The sequence below is a fragment of the Novosphingopyxis iocasae genome, assembly GCF_014334095.1.
In the GTDB taxonomy this organism is placed as follows: domain Bacteria; phylum Pseudomonadota; class Alphaproteobacteria; order Sphingomonadales; family Sphingomonadaceae; genus Novosphingopyxis; species Novosphingopyxis iocasae.
The window spans coordinates 221,641-240,184 of record NZ_CP060495.1 but is presented as its reverse complement, the minus strand read 5'-3'; the positions used below and the strand labels follow the sequence as shown (position 1 = coordinate 240,184).

The window sequence follows — 18,544 nt, the reverse complement described above, 5'->3', positions numbered from 1 at the left end:
TCGATTACTCCGCCGTCCAGCCGCCGTCGACGGACCAGTTGGCGCCGGTCACCTGCGCGGCTTCGTCCCGGCACAGGAACAGCGCGATCGCGGCGACCTGTTCGGGGGTGACGAACTCCTTGGTCGGCTGGCCTTCGAGCAGCACCTTTTCGATCACGTCCTCGCGGCTCATGTTGCGCGCCTTCATCGTATCGGGAATCTGGTTCTCGACCAGCGGCGTCCAGACATAGCCGGGGCTGATCGCGTTTGCCGTCACGCCGTGCTGGGCCAATTCCAGCGCGATCGTCTTGGTGAAACCGGCAATGCCGTGCTTGGCGGTGACATAGGCCGTCTTGAACGGAGAGGCCGCCTTGCTGTGCGCACTCGCGGTGGCGATGATACGGCCCCAGCCCTTCTCCTTCATATAAGGCACGGCGAGGCGCGTGGTGTGAAACGCCGCGCTGAGATTGAGCGCGATGATCAGATCCCATTTTTCGACCGGAAACTCCTCGACCGGATCGACATGCTGCGTACCGGCATTGTTGATGAGGATATCGATGCCGCCGAATTCGTCGGCCGCCTGCTTCATCATCTCCTCGATCTTCTCCGGCTTGGTTAGATCCGCGTCGGAATAGATCGCCTTCGCACCGTTCAGCGTTTCCAGCGCCTTGCGCTCCGCCTCGATCTCATCGGCATCGCCGAAGCCGTTGATGACGATATTCGCGCCTTCCGCAGCCAGCGCCTTGGCATAAGCGAGGCCGATACCACTGGTAGAACCGGTGACGAGAGCGGTTTTGCCTTTGAGGAACATGGGAGAGATTTCCTTTCTTCTTTTATGACTCAAATTGCGGGACATGCGGAAAGAACGCCCGCATCCGCTCAATCCACCAGATCGAACGCGTCGGTTTTGCCGTCCGCGATATTGTGCGCCAGGATGTCCCCCTTATCGATCGATCGGCACAGGGCGTCATGGCCCTGGTGCCAGTGATCGAGCATGGTGCTGCGCGAAAATTCGAAATCCTTTGCGCCGGTTTCCCAGGCACGCGTCCGATAGACGAGCTGAACGACATTGACCGCGCTCTCGGCCACGCGTTCGCGCAGCGCCTTCACCTCCGGCTCGTCCTGCATATCCTCGGGCAGTCGGTCTAGCAGCTTGCGCATCGCTTCATGGTCCTGGCGCAGGCGCAGATACTGGTCGGTCACCGCGCGGGTCCGGCTGGAAAAGCGGATATCCTTTTCGCGCGCCCAGACATCGGTCATGCGGCGCGGCAACTGGCCGCGGGCCGGGAACAGATCGACCTGGAAGATCAGCGTATCTTCATTGCCCTGCGTGTCCAGAATGTACCCGAGCGGTGTGTTGGAGACGAGGCCGCCGTCCCAATAATGCCGCCCGTCGATCTCCACCGGCGGCAGGCCCGGCGGCAGCGCGCCGGACGCCATGATGTGCCGCGCATCGATGCGGACCGGATCATCATCGCTCCGCGTATCGAAATACTGGAAATTGCCGGTTTCGATATCCACCGCGCCCACAGCGACGCGCATCGGCCCGTCGTTCAACAGATCCCAGTCGACAAGCTTGTCGAGCGTTTCGGCAAGCGGGGCGCTGTCATAATAGCTGATGGAAGCTTCGCTGCCCGCCGGGGACCAGCCCGGCGGCACCCAGTGCGGGCGGAAGAAGCCCGGTACACCGAAGCTGGCCACAGTCGCGGCTGCGGCGATGTGCGCGCCTTCGCGCACCCGATTGTCTTCGGGCAGCACGAAATTCGGCATCCCGCCGGACACCATGTTCCAGAATGTAGTGAGCGCTTCGAGGCGCTTTTCCGGCGGGTTGCCCGCGATCAACGCGGCGTTGACGGCCCCGATGGAGATGCCCGCAACGCAGGTGAGCGGAATGGAAAGCTCGCTCAACCCCTGAAACACACCGGCCTGAAAACTGCCTAAGGCGCCGCCGCCTTGAAGCAGCAATACCGTCTGGTCGGGCAGCGGCATCGCCGGCCCGGCGCTGCGTTTGCTGCGTTCCGTGTGCGCTTCGATATCCGCCATGTCCAACCTTCAAACCTTTGATAGAGGAACCGGTGGCGGCGTGTGATGGTTCCCACCGCGAAACAATCTGCTAGCCTTCTTCATCCGGCCCTCTGCCCAAGGATTTCTGTCATGCGTCTCGATGATTACGACAACGACATTCAGGTCAGTGACCAGCGCGGACAGAGTTTCGGGGGCGGCGGTGGCTTGGGCGGCCTGCTCGGCCTTCTACCGCTGCTTATGGGTCGCAAACTGGGCTGCGGTACGATCGTGCTGATCGCCATTGTCGGCTTCTTCATCTTTTCGAGCGGCGGGCTGCAATTGGGCGGCGGTGGTGGCGGCTCGGCAGGCAGCGCGCAGCGGGGCGGCACTTCTCTGGAAAGCTCCTGCAATATCGATGCCGTCAGCAAAGAGGCCTGCAATACATTGTCGTCGCTCGACAACACATGGGAACAGGTTCTGCCCGGCTTCCGCCAACCGACGCTGGTCTTCTACTCGCAGCGCGGCCAGTCCGGTTGCGGCGCCGCGCAGTCCGCCATGGGACCGTTCTATTGCCCCACCGATCAAGGTATCTATCTCGACACGGATTTCTTTCGTCAGCTCGACCAGCAAATGGGTGCAGGCGGAGACTTCGCGCGTCGCTATGTCATTGCGCATGAAATGGGCCATCACATTCAGAAGCTGACCGGCGTTGCCGACGAGGTGCGCCAGCGTCAGGCTCGGGCGAGCCAGGAGGAAGGCAATGCGCTGCAGGTGCGCATGGAGCTGCAGGCCGATTGCTATGCCGGCGTATGGGCGGGCCAGAACCGCGACCGGCTGGAGCCGGGCGATATCGAGGAAGGCATGACCGCCGCGCACGCCATTGGAGACGACACGTTGATGAAGGAAGCGGGCCGCCGTCCGGTGGAGAGCATGTTCACGCACGGCACCAGCGAACAACGCATGCGCTGGTTGCAGCGCGGCCTCCAGTCCGGCGATCCGCAAGAGTGCGATACCTTTGCCGCGCGGACGCTTTGACGGCATTGTCGTCGCCCGGCGCGATCGGATAGCGAGGCAACATCATGAAGCTATCCGATTGCCATAATGTCGCGGACTTCCGGCGGCTCGCCAAACGCCGCCTGCCCTATCCCGTCTTCCATTATATCGACGGCGCGGCGGACGATGAGGGCACCAAGGCGCGCAACACCGCCGCCTTCGACGATGTGGACCTTGTCCCCAATGTCCTCGCGGGCAGCGAAGCGATCGACATGGGGATCACTTTGATGGGCCGGCGCATCGAGATGCCGCTGTTCCTCTCGCCCGCTGCCTTGCAGCGCCTGTTCCATTGGGAAGGCGAGCGCGCCGTCGCCCGCGCCGCGGAAAAGTTCGGCACCTGGTTCGGGATCAGCTCGCTCGCCACGGTGAGCATCGAGGAAATCGGCGCCCTCGTTTCCACGCCGAAACTGTTTCAGCTCTATGTTCACAAGGACGAGGGGCTGAACCGATCCATGATCGAGCGCTGCAAGGCGGCGAAGTTCGATGCGCTGGCGCTGACCGTGGACACCATCGTCGCCGGCAATCGGGAGCGCTGCCTGCGCACCGGCTTCACCTCCCCGCCCAAGCTGACGCCGCGCAGCGCGGTCAGCTTCGCCGCGCATCCCGGCTGGACGATGAACTATCTCTTCCGCGAGAAATTCCATCTGCCCAATCTCGATACGCATGTGGACGCGGGCAGCAATGTCGCCGTCTCAGTCGCCGACTATTTCAACACCATGCTGGACCGGACGATGGACTGGCGCGCCGCGGAGAAAATCCGCGACGAATGGGGCGGCACCTTCTGCCTGAAAGGCATCATGTCGGTCGCCGATGCCAAGCGGGCCGTGGCGATGGGCGCGGATGCGATCATGGTGTCCAACCATGGCGGGCGGCAGCTCGACGGCAGCCGTTCACCATTTGATCAGATCGCCGAAATTGCCGATGCGGTGGGCGGGCAGATCGAGATCATCTGCGATGGCGGCGTGCGGCGCGGCACCCATGTGCTGAAAGCCATCGCAGCAGGCGCCAATGCCTGCTCGGGCGGACGGCTCTATCTCTACGCGCTGGCCGCCGCCGGCCAGCCGGGCGTCGAGCGCATCCTCGGCAAGCTGCGCGACGAAATCGAACGCGACATGCGCCTGATGGGCGTGAGCGGAATCGACGAGCTGGGCCGCGATCAGCTGCGCCGACGCTGACGATCAGACAATGTCGAGCACCAGCCCCAGCCGTTTGGCTTCCTGTGCTTCGATATACCAGTTTTCCGGCGCCTTTTCGCGGATATCCTCGAAACTGACGTCGGACTGCTCGGCGAGTGCGCGAAAGCCCTCTTCCTCGATCTCGATCGAATGTTCGATCTCGTGCAGCTTGGCCTTCAGCTGCGCGATACACATGCGGAGAGGTCCGTTCAGATTGACGCTAGCGTTCATCTGCCGCTCGTGAACCATCAGGCGCGTTTGGCGCGTCAGGAAACGATGTTCGCGCGGGAAATAGCTCATGAACGTGGCCCCCGCGGAATAGACCGCCTGTCGACCGAGGAAAAGGAGTTCGCGCCCGTCATATTCGCGCAGCATGCGAATATCATCGCCCATGGTGCGCGCCACTTCCGGATCGCCGCCCAGCGTGGTCAGCGCGATCACGATGCTGCCATCGACAGGCGCATTTTCCAGCGCGTTGCGGAACTGATTGTACATGTTCTGATCGACAGCCCCCGTCAGCCGGACATGGGGATTGGCGAGAAGCGGATATTGCTGGGTATCGGTCATGGCGGGCGCAACGGGGCGCGCGCAAGCCGGTTCCGGATGGCGTTGCAATCAATCGCTGCGCTTCTCACATCAGGGGCATGACAAAACTCTCCCTACTCGATCTCGTCCCCGTCACCGAGGGCGGCAGCGTTTCGCAGTCGCTGGCCAATGCGGCCGACCTTGCAGCCCATGCCGAAAGGCTTGGCTTCACCCGCTACTGGGTGGCCGAACATCACGGCATGGAAGGTATCGCGAGCGCCGCGACCAGCATCGTCCTGGGCCATGTCGCCGCCGCTACCAACACCATCCGCGTGGGCGCGGGCGGCATCATGCTGCCCAACCACGCGCCGATGATAATTGCCGAGCAGTTCGGAACCCTCGATGCCCTTTATCCGGGCCGGATCGACCTGGGCCTGGGCCGCGCGCCGGGATCGGACGGACGGGTTGCCGCCGCGCTGCGCCGCACACTGGACAGCGATCCCAACGCCTTCCCCCGCGATGTGCTGGAGCTTCAAAGCTATTTCGCCGATGACGGCCAGACGGGCATTCGCGCCACGCCGGGCGCAGGTGCCGATGTGCAGATCTACATTCTCGGCTCCAGCCTGTTCGGCGCGCAGCTCGCCGCCGCGCTGGGCCTGCCTTATGCCTTTGCCAGTCACTTCGCGCCGGCCGCGCTGGACGAAGCACTCGAAATCTATCGCCACCGGTTCGAGCCTTCCGCCGTGCTCGACAAGCCCTATGCCATGTGCGGCTTCAACGTCTTCGCCGCCGACAGTGAGGATGAGGCGGAGCTGCTGGCAAGCTCCATGCAGCAAAGCTTCGTGGCGCTACGCAGCGGCAATCCAGGCCGCCTGAAGCCGCCAGTCGCGGGCTATCGCGACAGCCTGCCCCCGCAGTATCGCCAGATGCTCGACGGCGTACTCGCCGCCACCGCAACCGGCACCGGCGAACAGGTAGGCGACAAGATGGCGAAGTTCATCGATCGCACGCAGGCGGACGAACTGATCCTCACCAGCTCGATCTTCGATCATGAAGCGCGCAAGAAGAGCCTGTCGATCGCTGCCAGCGCCTTGGCCGATCAAGAGAGTGTCGCCGCCTGAACGACGGCGGACCGACCTATTGCAAATAAAAACTGCCGGACCATCGGGCCCGGCAGCTTGTTGTTTCAATATACCCGCTTCTTCGGTTCGATATAATCGATCTCGTCGGTCAGCGTGTATTCGTGGACCGGTCGGTAATCGAGGCGGACGCCTTCGTTAGCGCCGTTGGGCTTGCCGCCCCAGCCGTCATACCAGCTGACGGTGTGCTTCATCCATTCCGCATCGTTGCGATCCGGATAGTCCTCATGGCTATGCGCGCCGCGGCTTTCCTTGCGGTTCGCGGCGCTCTTGATGGTCACCATCGCCTGCGCCATCAGATTGTCGAGCTCCATCGTCTCAACGAGGTCGGTGTTCCAGATGAGCGAGCGATCCGACACGTGGATGTCCTGCATCCGCGCGTTGACCTTGGCCATCTGGCCGAGCCCCTCGTTCAGAAGCTCGGTATCGCGGAACACGGCGCAGTGCGTTTGCATGGTCTTCTGCATGTCGCGGCGAACGTCGGCGGTGGGCGAACCGCCCTTGGCGTGGCGGAAATGGTCCAGACGCTCCAGCGCGAACTCTTCCGAACCCTTGGGCAGCGGCTTGTGCGAAGAACCCAGCTCGATCGTCGCGGCAAGACGCTTGCCGATCGCGCGGCCGAACACCACGAGATCGATCAGGCTGTTGGAGCCGAGACGGTTGGCACCATGGACCGACACGCAGCCCGCCTCGCCTGCCGCATACAGGCCCTTCACGACCTGATCGGGGTTGTCGGCCGTCGGGTTCAGCACCTCGCCGTGATAATTGGTGGGGATACCGCCCATATTATAGTGCACGGTCGGTACCACCGGCAGCGGCTTCTTGGTCAGGTCCACCCCGGCGAAGATCTTGCCAGTCTCGGTGATGCCAGGAAGACGCTCGGCCAGAATGGCGGGATCGATATGATCGAGATGCAGGAAGATGTGGTCCGCTTCCTTGCCGACGCCGCGGCCTTCGCGAATTTCCATCGCCATGGAGCGCGACACGACGTCGCGGCTGGCCAAGTCCTTCGCGCTCGGCGCGTAACGCTCCATGAAGCGCTCGCCCTCGGAATTGGTGAGATATCCACCCTCGCCGCGCGCGCCTTCGGTAATGAGCACCCCCGCGCCGTAAATCCCGGTGGGGTGGAACTGAACGAATTCCATGTCCTGCAGCGGCAGGCCGGCGCGCATAACCATGCCGCCGCCATCGCCGGTGCAGGTGTGCGCGCTCGTCGCGCTCTGGAACACACGGCCGCAACCGCCCGTCGCCAACACCACGGCATGGCTGCGGAAGCGGTGGATCGATCCATCCTCGAGGCACAGCGCGATGACGCCGCGGCACTCACCATTTTCCATGATCAGGTCGATCGCGAAATATTCGATGAAGAAGTCCGCATCATATTTCAGGCTCTGCTGGTAGAGCGCATGAAGCATGGCGTGGCCGGTACGGTCCGCCGCGGCGCAGGTGCGCTGCACGGGCGGGCCTGCGCCCATATTCTGCATGTGGCCGCCGAAGGGGCGCTGATAGATCTTGCCCTCGTCGGTGCGGCTGAACGGCACGCCGGCATGTTCCAGCTCGTACACTGCGGCCGGCGCCTCGCGGCACAGATATTCGATCGCGTCCTGATCGCCCAGCCAGTCCGACCCCTTCACGGTATCGTACATGTGCCAGGTCCAGTGGTCCGGCCCCATATTGCCGAGGCTGGCGGCAATGCCCCCCTGCGCCGCCACGGTGTGCGAGCGGGTGGGAAAAACCTTGGTGATGCAGGCGGTACGAAGCCCCGCTTCGGCGCTGCCCATGGTGGCGCGCAGGCCCGATCCGCCGGCGCCGACCACCACCGCGTCATAGCTGTGGTCGATGATCTGATAGGCAGGCTGGGTGGTCGTCTGGTCGTCGGCCATTATGCGGCGGCTCCGGTAAAGGCTAGTTTCAGGACGGCGAAGGTGCCGAGCGCGGCAGCAGCGATCGCGTAGAAGTTGAGGATGATGAGGAGCGGCAGCTTGGCGCTCGGCTCATGCGCATAATCCTCGATGAAGACCTGCAGGCCTAGGCGCAGGTGCCAGCAGGTGCTGACGACCAGAAGGATCATCGGCACTGCGACCAGCGGGGAGGATAGCCAGGTCGCCACCGTCTGATAGCCTAGCGAAGGAAGCGCCAGCAGCGATCCCACAAACCAGAGCAGAAGAAGCAGGTTGGCAAGCGCGGTAAGGCGCTGGCCGATCCAGTGATGCGCGCCTTCTTTGGCGGAGCCGAGTCCGCGGACCCGGCCAAGTTCGGTACCATTTCCCATGGTTCAGCTCCCCAGCCCGCGCATCGCAACGAATACGATGAGCAACAATGTCAGAAGGATCGATCCTACAAATGTCAGGATCGCGGCGGTGCGGTTCGCCTTCAGCTCATATCCCGCGCCCAGATCCATCACCAGATGGCGCAGGCCCGAAAGCATGTGCTGAAAGAACGCCCAGGCAACCAGGATCGCCGCCAGCTTGAACAGGAATGTGGTGACCGCGGCCAGGCCGCCGGCATCGCCCGCGTCGATCACCCAGGTGCTGAAGGTCTGATAGGCTTCCGGACCGGACGAGGCAGCCAGCAGCCACCATACCAGGGTGGGAATGCCGACGAGCGCGAGGATGGTCCCCGTCGCGCGATGCGCGATCGAGGCCGCCATGTGCGGTCCCCATTTCCAAATCTGTAGATGCGGAGAGAGCGGACGATTGGCCCCGGCCATAAAGGCTCCTTCAAGAGACAAGCTGTAATTTGGCCCGCCTTCTAGCCGAACCGCAGGCCGATGCAACCTGGCGCGCGCGGTTTTGGCACCGTTAGCGGCATGTTTACCAATATAGAGATATGGCAGCATCACGCGAATGCCGAGCGATCGGCCGGCTGCTCCGAAGGATTGAAAATTGTTGAATAACACCGGTAATGTTCATCTCGACGAGCTGCAGAATTCTTTGGTTTCCAGATTGGTGAGGCTGGGATCGGACGCCCGGCTTGCTGAGGACGCGAAGGATATCTGGAGCCTGATTCAAGGGCACGAACGCGCCGCCGCCGCAGCGTTCTGGGAAGAATTTCGGCTCGACAATCCGGTAGCAGCCGGGCTTTCAGAGGAGCGGAAGGACGAGCTGATCTCCCATATCGTTGGCCACATCACGTCAAAATATAGCGGTCCATTCGAACCCGTTTGGATTGGCTTTCTGCGGCAATACGTAGTCCAGGCTGTCAGTAGTTCCATCGATCCGGCAAGAATTTCCGCCGGAATGACGGCAGCCCACCGCTGCGTGCTCGACATCGTAAAAAATGGCTGTGGGGGAGACATCGATCGGTTCTCCCGCGCGGCCTATACGCTTTACCTATTAAGCAGTATGGAATTCGAAGTCGTTGCGAGCTTCGGCCACGCCGCGCTGACGATCGAACAAAGCAACGAACAGGCCCGAATGCTGTCCCTGTTCCGGGAACAGGTCGAATCGACCGTGCGGCAGGCAGGTGATCACAGCAAGAATGTGATCGGCACCGCTTCCCAAGCGAAGAACTCGGCCCATTCCATGCTCGGTAAATCGTCCGAGGTAGCTGCCGCGTCCGAACAGTCTGCCGTCGCGATGCGCGAAGCGGCACAGACCGCCGCCGGCCTGATCCGGGCGATCGAAGAGGCGCGCGAAGAGGTGGAACAATCCGTGGAGATTACCTCGCGCGCTGCCCAGCAATCCGAAGATGCGGTCAATGTCAGTGCCGAGCTTTCGGCACATACACAATCGATCGAATCGATCCTTGGCCTGATCCGCGATATTGCCGGGCAGACCAATCTCCTTGCGCTCAACGCCACCATCGAGGCAGCGCGTGCTGGCGAGGCTGGACGCGGTTTCGCGGTAGTGGCGCAAGAGGTGAAGAGCCTGGCCAACCAGACTGCCAAGGCCACCGATGAGATCGACAAGAAAATCAGCGCTATCCAGACCGCCACCTCGCGCACCGTCGAAATGAACGGTTCGATCCGCTCAACGGTCGGCGAGGTAAAATCCTCGGCAGAGCGCATCCGTCAGGCCATGGAAATGCAGGCGCAGACGGTGACTATGATCACCAGCGCCGTCGACGAGACCGCGCTGGCCGCCGATTCGATGTCCAGCACCATCGCTTCGATCCGCCGGGACAGCGAAAATGTGACGGATGAAATCGACCGGGTGAGCCAGGCGTTCTCCGAAATGGATCGCCACCTTTCGCAGCTCGATGGGGCCGCCGACGATTTCGTGATGCGGTTCGCACAGGGCTGAACCGCGCGGGACAACGCTGCGGCCTAAATCCGCCGCGCCCTTTTCCTTCTCGTCCGGCCCGCCTAAGTGGCGGACATGGAAAAGCAGTCACATATCCTTCTCACCGGCGCGAGCCGCGGCATCGGCAAAGCGATCTTCGAAATACTCGATATCGCAGGCACGCGCATCGTCGGTCACGCCAGCAGCGCGCGCGGCAACCTGATCGGCGCAGACCTTTCCCTGCCCGGCGCCGCCGAGGCTCTTTGGAACGCTGCGCTGGAGAGGCTGGACGGGCGCATCGACGTCCTCGTTAACAACGCCGGTATCTTTGAAGCCAATCCGATCGATCGTTCTGACATTGAATGGCTCGACGGATGGGAGCAGACCATGCGGATCAACCTCACCGCGTCTGCGGAGCTGTGCCGCTATGCCGTTCGCCATTGGCAGGAAACCGGGCGTGGCGGGCGCATCGTCAATGTCGCCAGCCGCGCGGCCTATCGCGGCGACAGCCCCGCCCACTGGCATTATGCCGCGTCCAAGGCCGGAATGGTGGCGATGACCAAGTCGATCGCGCGGGGCTATGGTACCGATGGAATTCTGGCCTTTTCCGTCTGCCCCGGTTTCACCATGACCGGCATGGCCGAGGACTATCTCGCCAGTCGCGGCGGGCCGGAGCTTTTGAAAGACATTCCGCTCGGCCGCGTCGCCGAAACCTCAGAAATTGCCGACATCGTGAAATTCTGCGCTGTCGACGCGCCCCCGTCCATGACCGGCGCGGTCATCGACGCGAACGGCGCAAGCTTCGTTCGCTGATCCGATCATGGCCAGTTACAAGCTATCCCTGCCCTGCACCCGCGCCGAAGCGGAAGCGCTCGAGGGCGATGTCGCGGCGTTCCTCGATGTCGATCCCTCACCGGTGCTGGTGACGCGCGAGCGCGCGGAAGACAGCAGCGAGTGGATCGTGGAGGCCTATTTCGAGGAAGAGCCGAGCGCGCACGCCGCCGATGCGATCCGCGCGCTGATCCCTAGCGCAGCAGATGCCGAGGCCGAGATCGAACAGCTGGGCGATGAAGACTGGGTCACCGCCAGCCAGTCCGGCCTCGACCCGTTCACCGTGGGGCGCTTCTATGTGCGCTTGAGCGGTGAGGCGCCGCCGGACGATCCTTCGCTGATCGACCTTCGTATCGACGCCAGCCGTGCCTTTGGCACCGGGCATCACCCGACCACCTTCGGCTGCCTGTCCGCACTCGACGATCTGCGCAGCTCCGGCTCACGTTTTTCGCGTGTCGCCGATATCGGAACCGGCACGGGCCTGCTCGCTTTCGCCGCCGCGCATCTCTGGCCGCGCGCGCGGATCGTGGCGAGCGATATCGATCCGGTCGCGGTCGAACTTGCTGCCGAATTCGCTGAACTTAACGGCATTGCCACCGGCCGCGCTACCGGCGACATGACGCTGCTTACCGCGCCGGGCGCCGATCATCCGCTGATCCGGCGGCGTGCGCCTTACGACCTTGTGATTGCCAACATTCTCGCCGGGCCGCTGATCGCGCTCGCCCCCGATCTCGCCGCGATCCAGGCGGAAGGCGGCACGCTGGTCCTCGCCGGACTGATGAGCGATCAGGCGGAGCGCGTGGCCGCCGCCTATCGCCGTCAGGGCTACAGGCTGGCGGAACGACGCGAGCGTGAAAACTGGCCCACGCTCGTTCTGAAAAAACGCCGTCGCCACGGTTTCCGCCGCAAGGCCCGCGGCGCGCGGGAGGCACCAACCGGCACCGGCGAGTGGTAGATCAGGCGTCGCGCGCGGCTTCCAGCTCCTTCGCCATCGCGTAGGACTGCGTGCCGTCGGTGAGCACGTCGTCGCCCTCCACCAACTCGGCCACCTCGATCGTCGGTTTGTCGGCCAACCGTTCGTACACCGGCGCGAAATCGGTCTCGACGGTGGTTTGCAGCAAGCTCTCGAAGCTATCGATCACGAAATAATTCTGCTGATAATCGTCGATGCGATATTTGGTCCGCATCACCCGCTCCAAATCGAAACCGATGCGATTGGGACTGTCGCTGTCCAGCGCGAACTCGCTCTCGCCATAGCTGGAGACGATGCCGGCACCGTAAATGCGAAGGCCGTCATCTTCGCGCACCAGCCCGAACTCCACCGTGTACCAATAGAGCCGCGCCAGCTTCTCCAGCGCGCCCAGTTCCAGCGCGCGCTTCCCGCCCCGACCATAGGCCGCCATATAATCCGCAAAGGTGGGATCGGCGAGCATCGGGACATGCCCGAACACGTCATGAAAGATATCCGGCTCTTGCAGATAATCGAGCTGATCCGGCCGGCGAATGAAATTACCCGAAACGAAGCGGCGATTGGCGAGATGATCGAAGAACACATCGTCCGGGACCAAGCCCGGCACCGCCACCACTTTCCAGCCCGTGGCGTTCATCAGCCGCTCGTTGAGCTCGTCGAAATCGGGAATGCCCGGCTTCGAAAGTTGCAGCACGTCGAGCCCTTTCAGGAACTCGGCCGAGGCGCGCCCCGGCAGCATTTCGCGCTGGCGAGCGAACAGCTTGTCCCAGGTGGCATGCTCTTCCGCCGTATAGGCATCCCAGCCCTGCGGAATGGTCCAATCGGGCGCGGCGCCCTCGGGCGGCGTTTCGAAGACGTGACTTTCTGCGTTCATGCGGCGATCCTAGCATGATGAGCCCGAAAAACGAAACAGGCACGCGTTCGGCTCCCGGGCGTGTGATCAGGGCGCTGATCGGCTGGCTGCTGCTCGCGATCGGTCTCTATTTCGCTGCCGCGCTGGCCGGATCGCTCGTCGCCGCCAATCCAGGCTGGCGGGAGCCCGAAAACGGCATCACCATCTGGGTGGAGACGAACGGCGTCCACACCGGCATCGTCATGCCGATGGCAAACGACATCGCCGACTGGCGCGATCTGCTGCGCCCCTCCGACATTCGCGATCCGCGCTATTACAGCAACCATGTCCTGATCGCCTGGGGCGAGGCGCGCTTCTACCGGGAGACGGAGACCTGGGCGGACTTGACCCCCGCCATCGCCTGGAACGCAGCCACGGGATCGGACGAGACGCTGATGCATGTCGATTTCCTATATCGGCCGGGTCCGCAGCCTTATCGCCGCCGCGTGACGCTAACCGACGAGCAATATTTTCGTCTCGCCGCCGCGGTCCGCGCGCAGTTCGAAACCGGTCCGGACGGCCGCGCGGTCCCCAGTTTCGGTTATGGCCCCGCCGACGCCTTCTACGCCGCGCATGGGCGCTACAGCGCGCTCAATAGCTGCAACAGCTGGACCGGCCGCATGCTGCGAGAGGCGGGCGTTCGGGTGGGCATCTGGACGCCGATCGCGGGCGGCGTCATGCGCTGGTTTCCGCCGAAAGACTGAAGCTCGCCCTCCGTTCGTGCTGAGCTTGCCGAAGCACCGTGTTGTTTTTTACCATCTTCAACGGAGGAAGAGCTGCCCTTCGACTAGCTCAGGCCGAACGAACAGTCGAACTTTACAGAACCTTCACCCCGCCCGCTCGACGATCGCCGCCCAACCCGCCTCGTCGATCACCTCGATGCCCAGCTCCTGCGCCTTCTTCATCTTCGATCCCGCGCCCGGCCCGGCCACCAGCAGATCGGTCTTGGCGCTGACCGAGCCTGCCGCCTTCGCGCCGAGCCGCTCGGCCTGCGCTTTGGCTTCGTCGCGGCTCATCGTCTCCAGCTTGCCGGTGAACACCACCGTCTTGCCCGCAACCTCGCTTTCGCGCGTCTCGACGACGAAGGGTTCGGGATCGACTTCCCCCATCAGATCATCCCACGCCTCGCGATTGTGCTTCTCATGGAAGAAGTCGGCGAGCGCGAAGCCGACGGCGACCCCGATTCCGTCTGTCTGCACCTCCAAAATGCTCTTCACCTTTTCATCCATGCGCGACTTGAACTTGCCGTCGCTCTCGGCCTCCATCTGGGGGTTGGCCTCACGATAGTCATATATTTCCAGCGCCTTACCCGGCAGTCTTTCGAGCTTCCCGAGACCTTTCAGCAGGTCGCGCGCGGTGACCGAGCCGACATGGCGGATGCCGAGACCGAATAGCAGCCGCGCAGCATCGGGCTTCCGCTTCGCCTCGATCGCGGCGAGCAGATTGTCGACCGATTTCTCCTGCCACCCCTCCCGCGCCAATATGTCGTCGCGATGTTTGCGCAGGCGGAAGATGTCCGCGGGGCTGTGGATCAGCCCAGCGTCCAGAAACTCGGCGATACTCTTTTCGCCCAGCCCATCGATGTCGAGCGCGCCGCGCGAGACGAAGTGGATGAGGCGCTGGTAACGCTGGGCCGGGCAGATCAGCCCGCCGGTGCAGCGCACATCGACCTCGCCCTCTTCGGCCACCGCCTCGGACCCACATTCCGGGCAGGTCTCGGGAAAGTGAAAGGCCGGACGATCTTCATTACGCGTCAGGTTCTCGACAACCTGCGGGATCACGTCACCGGCGCGCTGGATGCGCACGCGGTCGCCGGGGCGCACGCCCAGCCGCTCGATCTCGTCGCGATTGTGCAAGGTGACATTGGAGACGACCACGCCGCCCACCGTCACCGGCATCAACCGCCCGACCGGTGTCAGCTTGCCGGTGCGCCCGACCTGGATGTCGATCGCCTCCAGCGTCGTTTCCGCCTTCTCGGCGGGAAATTTGTGCGCGATGGCCCAGCGTGGCGCTTTGGCGACGAAGCCCAGACGTTGCTGCCAGTCCAGCCGGTCTACCTTGTAGACCACGCCGTCGATATCATAAGGCATATCAGCGCGTTGCGCTTCGATGCTGCGATAATGTTCGAGAAGCTCCGAGACATCGTCGAAGCGTTTGAGATGATCGGAGAGCGGGAAGCCCCAGCCTTCGATCGCACGCATCACATCGGTCTGCGTATCGCCGGACACCGCGCTGTGATCGCCCCAGCCATGGGCCAGAAAGCGCAGCGGCCGCGCCTCGGTAACCCGCGCATCCTTCTGCCGCAGCGATCCGGCGGCGGCGTTGCGCGGGTTGGCGAAGATCTTCTCGCCCGCCGCTTCCTGCGCGGCGTTGAGGTCGGCAAAGGCGGCCTTGGACATGTAAACTTCGCCGCGCACCTCGAACAATTCGGGCGCATCGTCTGGGAGCGCCTGCGGAATGTCCGCAATCGTCAGCGCATTGGGCGTCACATCCTCGCCCACCTGCCCGTCCCCCCGCGTGGCGGCGCGGACGAGCTTGCGGTCTTCATAACGGATCGAGAGCGACAGCCCGTCGATCTTGTCCTCCGCCGTCAGGCAGAGCGGCTCGTCTTCCGATAGGCTGAGAAACCGACGCACGCGGGCCACGAAATCGGCAATGTCTTCATCGGAAAATCCATTGTCGAGCGAATAGAGCCGAACCTCGTGCCGCACTTTGCTGAGCGGAGATCCCGCCACCGCGGCACCAACCTGTGCGTTCGGGCTATCCGGGCGCACCAGATTCGGAAACGCCGCCTCGATCGCGTTGTTGCGCTTCACCAGTGCGTCATAGTCCGCGTCCGAAATCTCCGGCGCATCCTCGGCATGATAGAGCCGGTTATGCTTCGCGATCTCCTTCGCCAGCCGCATCAGCTCATTGGCGGCCTCGGCTTCCGATTCGGGCAGATTGCTCATGCCTCCGCCCCATTCGACTTGGCGCCATCGCGCAACAATCTTGCTGAAAGGTCGCAAGGGTCCGCATACGGGGGGGGCCCTTTGGCTTCCGCAAGCGATAGCGAATGCTGGGTAGGGGCGCGCGAAAAAATAGCGAAGGTCATGCCGCCAAGATTAGCCGATACACTTGCCGATAGGACAGGAAAATTGCCGCTGTCGGACTAGACTTCCAGCAATCGATCCGCCTGCGCCCTCGCCTCGTCCGTCACTTCGGTGCCGGAGAGCATGCGGGCGATTTCCTGGCGGCGTTCAGCACTGTCCAGCTGGTGCACGCCCGTACGCGTCACGGTGCCGTCGGACGATTTGGCGATGAAGAAATGGTGCGTGCCGGTGGCCGCGACCTGCGGGCTGTGGGTGACGGCGAGGAGCTGGCGGCTGGCGGACAGGCGGCTCAGGCGTTCGCCGATCGCGGAGGCCACCGCGCCGCCAACGCCGCGGTCGATTTCGTCGAAAATGATCGTCTCCGCCCCGCCCTCTTCGGCGAGCGCCACCTTCAAAGCCAGGATGAAGCGCGACAGCTCGCCGCCGGAAGCGATCTTGGCGAGCGGCGCGAAGGGCGCGCCGGGATTGGTGCTGATGAGAAATTCGATGCGGTCCTTGCCGCGCCCGCCCCATTGCTCTTCCGGCAGTTCCTCGACCGAAGTTCGGAAACGCGCGGCATCAAGCTTCAGCGGCGCAAGCTCGCCCGCCACCGCGGCATCGAGCCGCTCGCCCGCCTCGCGGCGCTGGGCGCTCAGCGCGTCGGCAGCTTCCGAATAGGTAGCCGCCGCGGCCGCCTCCGCCGCCTCCAGCTTCGCGATGCTGTCCGCGCCGCCTTCCAGCGCGTCTAACCGGGCGGCCAGTTGTTCCAGCAGCGCGGGCAGCGCATCCGGCTCCACCTGATGCTTGCGGGCGATGGCGCGCAGATCGAACAGCCGCGTCTCCACCGCGTCCAGCCGCGCAGGATCGAACGCCAGCGCCTCGGCCGCATCGTTCAACTTGTCTTCCGCCTCGGTAGCCTCGGCCAGGGCACGGTCGAGCGATTCCAGCGCTTCGCCGAGCAGCGCGTGGCCCTCCGCGACCCGGTCGAGCCGCCGCGCGGCGCCGCGCAGCTGGGCCATGCCGCCGTCCGATCCCTCGAACACGGCACGGATCGCGTCCAGATCCTCGGCAATCCGCTCGCCCGCCTGCATCGAGGCGCGTTCTTCGGCGAGGGATTGTTCCTCGCCCGCTTCGGGCGCGAGCGCTTCCAGCTCCCCCACGGCATGGTCGAGCCACTCACGGTCCCGCTCGGCCTCGTCGCGTTCGGCGCGCGCCTGCTCCAGCCGGTCGCGTGCAACACGCCAATCCCGCCAGGCCGCGGCAACCGCGCCGCCATCGCAGCGCCCGAAAGCGTCCAGCAGTTCGCGATGTCCCTTGGGGTTCAAGAGGCCGCGATCGTCATGCTGGCCGTGGATTTCGACGAGATAACGCCCGACCTCGCGCAGGAGCGCGGCGCTGACGGGCTGATCGGCGAGATGCGCACGGCTGCCGCCGTCGGCTTTGACTGTGCGGCGGATGACCAGCGGTTCGCCCGGCTCATGCTCGATCTCGTTCTCTGCCAGCAGCAGGGCGAGCGGCGATCCGGTTTCCGGGGCGGCGAAGCTGGCAGTGACCTTGGCGCGTTCGGCCCCCTGACGCACCAAGCCGCTGTCGGCACGGGCACCGAGCGCGAGGCCCAGCGAATCGAGCAGGATGGATTTGCCTGCACCGGTCTCTCCGGTGAGCACACTAAGGCCGCCTGCGAACTCCAGGTCGAGTGCCTCGATCAGCACGACGTCGCGGATGGAAAGCCCGGTGAGCATAAGCCCGCCTCTAACGGCTTAGCGGCGGAAGGGGAATAGAAGGCGAACGAATGCTGTGCGATCCGTCCGCATTCCCGTTCCGATCAGACGTAATTGGGCGCCTTGTCCTGCATTAGATCATAAGCCCGGCTATACCATTTGCTGCCCGGATAGTTCGCGCCGAGCACGGCGGCGGCCTTCTTGGCCTCTTCCGGAATACCGAGCGACAGATAGGATTCGACCAGGCGGTACAGCGCCTCGGGCGCGTGCGTGGTGGTCTGATAATTATCGACGACCTCACGGAAGCGCAGCGTGGCGGCAAGCCACTGGTTGCGGCGCTCGTAGAAGCGGCCGATCTCCATTTCCTTGCCGGCCAGGTGGTCGTTCACGAGGTCGATCTTCAGCGCGGCATCGGCGGCGTAGCGCGTGTTCGGATAGCGGCGTTGCACTTCGCCCAACGCGGCGAGCGCCTGCTCGGTCGTGCTCTGGTCGCGGCGGACATCGGCAATCTGCTCATAGTGGCTGACGCCGATCAGATAATAAGCATAGGCCGCGTCCTTGTTGCCCGGATGGATAGCAAGGAAGCGCTGCGCGCTCTCGATCGCTTTGGGATAGTCGGCATCCATATAATAGCTGAACGCGCTCATCAGCTGCGCGCGGCGGGCCCAGGGCGAATAGGGATGCTGGCGCTCCACCTCATCGAACAGGGCGGCGGCAACCTTGTACTGGCGCTTGTCGAGCCGGTCCTTCGCGGCGTTGTAAAGCGTGCCCACATCGCGCGCGACATAAGCGGTGTCCGCGCCCGTCTTGTTCCCGCCGATGCCCAACGTAGAGCAACCAGCCAGAAGAACGGTCGAAAGCGCGATCGCGCCGGTACGAAGAATGATGCGTGTCATGGCGCTGTTCCCTAGCCTGCCGAGCTTCCCGCGCCAAGCCGTAAGCGCGCGCGCCTGTATCGCGG

The 18,544-nt window shown here is 63.7% G+C and carries 17 protein-coding genes; 7 read left to right on the top strand and 10 right to left on the bottom strand.

Features of this window, described 5'->3' with window-relative positions; translation table 11 throughout:
- Positions 1–4 precede the first annotated feature (4 nt).
- Both H7X45_RS01185 and H7X45_RS01180 read right to left on the bottom strand, forming a co-directional pair.
- Positions 5–790 carry a 3-hydroxybutyrate dehydrogenase gene (locus H7X45_RS01185; protein WP_187335760.1) on the bottom strand — a complete coding sequence of 262 codons (786 nt, stop codon included), beginning with the start codon at positions 788–790 and terminating at the stop codon, positions 5–7.
- A 68-nt stretch (positions 791–858) separates the two neighbouring features.
- The gene (locus tag H7X45_RS01180; protein ID WP_187335759.1) at positions 859–2,022 is read right to left on the bottom strand and encodes a patatin-like phospholipase family protein; all 1,164 of its coding nucleotides are present in this window, start codon (positions 2,020–2,022) and stop codon (positions 859–861) included.
- A gap of 111 nt (positions 2,023–2,133) precedes the next feature.
- Between H7X45_RS01180 and ypfJ the strand changes: the two genes are divergently transcribed.
- Together ypfJ and H7X45_RS01170 are read left to right on the top strand one after the other, a co-directional pair.
- On the top strand, positions 2,134–3,018 hold the full coding sequence (ypfJ, locus tag H7X45_RS01175) for a KPN_02809 family neutral zinc metallopeptidase (protein WP_187335758.1): 885 nt from the start codon (positions 2,134–2,136) through the stop codon (positions 3,016–3,018).
- 44 nt (positions 3,019–3,062) lie between these two features.
- Positions 3,063–4,211 carry an alpha-hydroxy acid oxidase gene (locus H7X45_RS01170; protein ID WP_187335757.1) on the top strand — a complete coding sequence of 383 codons (1,149 nt, stop codon included), beginning with the start codon at positions 3,063–3,065 and terminating at the stop codon, positions 4,209–4,211.
- A gap of 3 nt (positions 4,212–4,214) precedes the next feature.
- Here the strand turns inward: H7X45_RS01170 and H7X45_RS01165 are convergent, their stop codons facing one another.
- On the bottom strand, positions 4,215–4,778 hold the full coding sequence (locus H7X45_RS01165) for an ATP-dependent Clp protease proteolytic subunit (RefSeq protein WP_187335756.1): 564 nt from the start codon (positions 4,776–4,778) through the stop codon (positions 4,215–4,217).
- Positions 4,779–4,855: 77 nt separating this feature from the next.
- Here H7X45_RS01165 and H7X45_RS01160 point away from each other — a divergent pair, with 77 nt between their 5' ends.
- Entirely contained in the window at positions 4,856–5,857 is a 1,002-nt protein-coding gene (locus H7X45_RS01160; protein WP_187335755.1) for an LLM class flavin-dependent oxidoreductase, read from the top strand.
- 65 nt (positions 5,858–5,922) lie between these two features.
- Here H7X45_RS01160 and sdhA read toward each other — a convergent pair whose 3' ends face one another.
- The 3 genes from sdhA to sdhC are packed head-to-tail and all read right to left on the bottom strand — an operon-like array spanning position 5,923 to position 8,585.
- The gene (gene sdhA / locus H7X45_RS01155) at positions 5,923–7,758 is read right to left on the bottom strand and encodes a succinate dehydrogenase flavoprotein subunit (protein ID WP_187335754.1); all 1,836 of its coding nucleotides are present in this window, start codon (positions 7,756–7,758) and stop codon (positions 5,923–5,925) included.
- A complete protein-coding gene (gene sdhD, locus H7X45_RS01150; protein WP_187335753.1) occupies positions 7,758–8,147 on the bottom strand; it encodes a succinate dehydrogenase, hydrophobic membrane anchor protein in 390 nt (129 codons plus the stop codon). Before sdhD ends, sdhA begins: the two co-directional genes overlap by 1 nt.
- 3 nt (positions 8,148–8,150) lie before the next feature.
- Entirely contained in the window at positions 8,151–8,585 is a 435-nt protein-coding gene (sdhC, locus tag H7X45_RS01145) for a succinate dehydrogenase, cytochrome b556 subunit (protein WP_187335752.1), read from the bottom strand.
- Between the two features lie 175 nt (positions 8,586–8,760).
- Here sdhC and H7X45_RS01140 point away from each other — a divergent pair, with 175 nt between their 5' ends.
- The 3 genes from H7X45_RS01140 to H7X45_RS01130 all read left to right on the top strand — a co-directional run bounded on the left by H7X45_RS01140 (position 8,761) and on the right by H7X45_RS01130 (position 11,884).
- Positions 8,761–10,119: a methyl-accepting chemotaxis protein gene (locus H7X45_RS01140; RefSeq protein ID WP_246449536.1), complete on the top strand. Its 1,359-nt coding sequence runs from the start codon at positions 8,761–8,763 to the stop codon at positions 10,117–10,119.
- Between the two features lie 75 nt (positions 10,120–10,194).
- Complete coding sequence (locus H7X45_RS01135) at positions 10,195–10,911, top strand: SDR family NAD(P)-dependent oxidoreductase (RefSeq protein ID WP_187335751.1); 717 nt, start codon at positions 10,195–10,197, stop codon at positions 10,909–10,911.
- A 7-nt stretch (positions 10,912–10,918) separates the two neighbouring features.
- Complete coding sequence (locus H7X45_RS01130) at positions 10,919–11,884, top strand: 50S ribosomal protein L11 methyltransferase (protein WP_187335750.1); 966 nt, start codon at positions 10,919–10,921, stop codon at positions 11,882–11,884.
- A gap of 1 nt (position 11,885) precedes the next feature.
- Here H7X45_RS01130 and phhA read toward each other — a convergent pair whose 3' ends face one another.
- Complete coding sequence (phhA, locus tag H7X45_RS01125; protein WP_187335749.1) at positions 11,886–12,773, bottom strand: phenylalanine 4-monooxygenase; 888 nt, start codon at positions 12,771–12,773, stop codon at positions 11,886–11,888.
- Between the two features lie 14 nt (positions 12,774–12,787).
- On the opposite strand from phhA, the gene H7X45_RS01120 reads away from it, so the two are divergent.
- Complete coding sequence (locus H7X45_RS01120) at positions 12,788–13,495, top strand: TIGR02117 family protein (protein WP_246449534.1); 708 nt, start codon at positions 12,788–12,790, stop codon at positions 13,493–13,495.
- A 123-nt stretch (positions 13,496–13,618) separates the two neighbouring features.
- Here H7X45_RS01120 and ligA read toward each other — a convergent pair whose 3' ends face one another.
- The 3 genes from ligA to H7X45_RS01105 all read right to left on the bottom strand — a co-directional run bounded on the left by ligA (position 13,619) and on the right by H7X45_RS01105 (position 18,479).
- Positions 13,619–15,742, bottom strand: coding sequence for an NAD-dependent DNA ligase LigA (gene ligA, locus H7X45_RS01115; RefSeq protein ID WP_187335748.1), 2,124 nt, complete (start codon positions 15,740–15,742; stop codon positions 13,619–13,621).
- Positions 15,743–15,942: 200 nt separating this feature from the next.
- A complete protein-coding gene (gene recN / locus H7X45_RS01110) occupies positions 15,943–17,604 on the bottom strand; it encodes a DNA repair protein RecN (protein ID WP_187335747.1) in 1,662 nt (553 codons plus the stop codon).
- Between the two features lie 83 nt (positions 17,605–17,687).
- Entirely contained in the window at positions 17,688–18,479 is a 792-nt protein-coding gene (locus H7X45_RS01105) for an outer membrane protein assembly factor BamD (RefSeq protein ID WP_187335746.1), read from the bottom strand.
- Between the last annotated feature and the right edge of the window lie 65 nt (positions 18,480–18,544).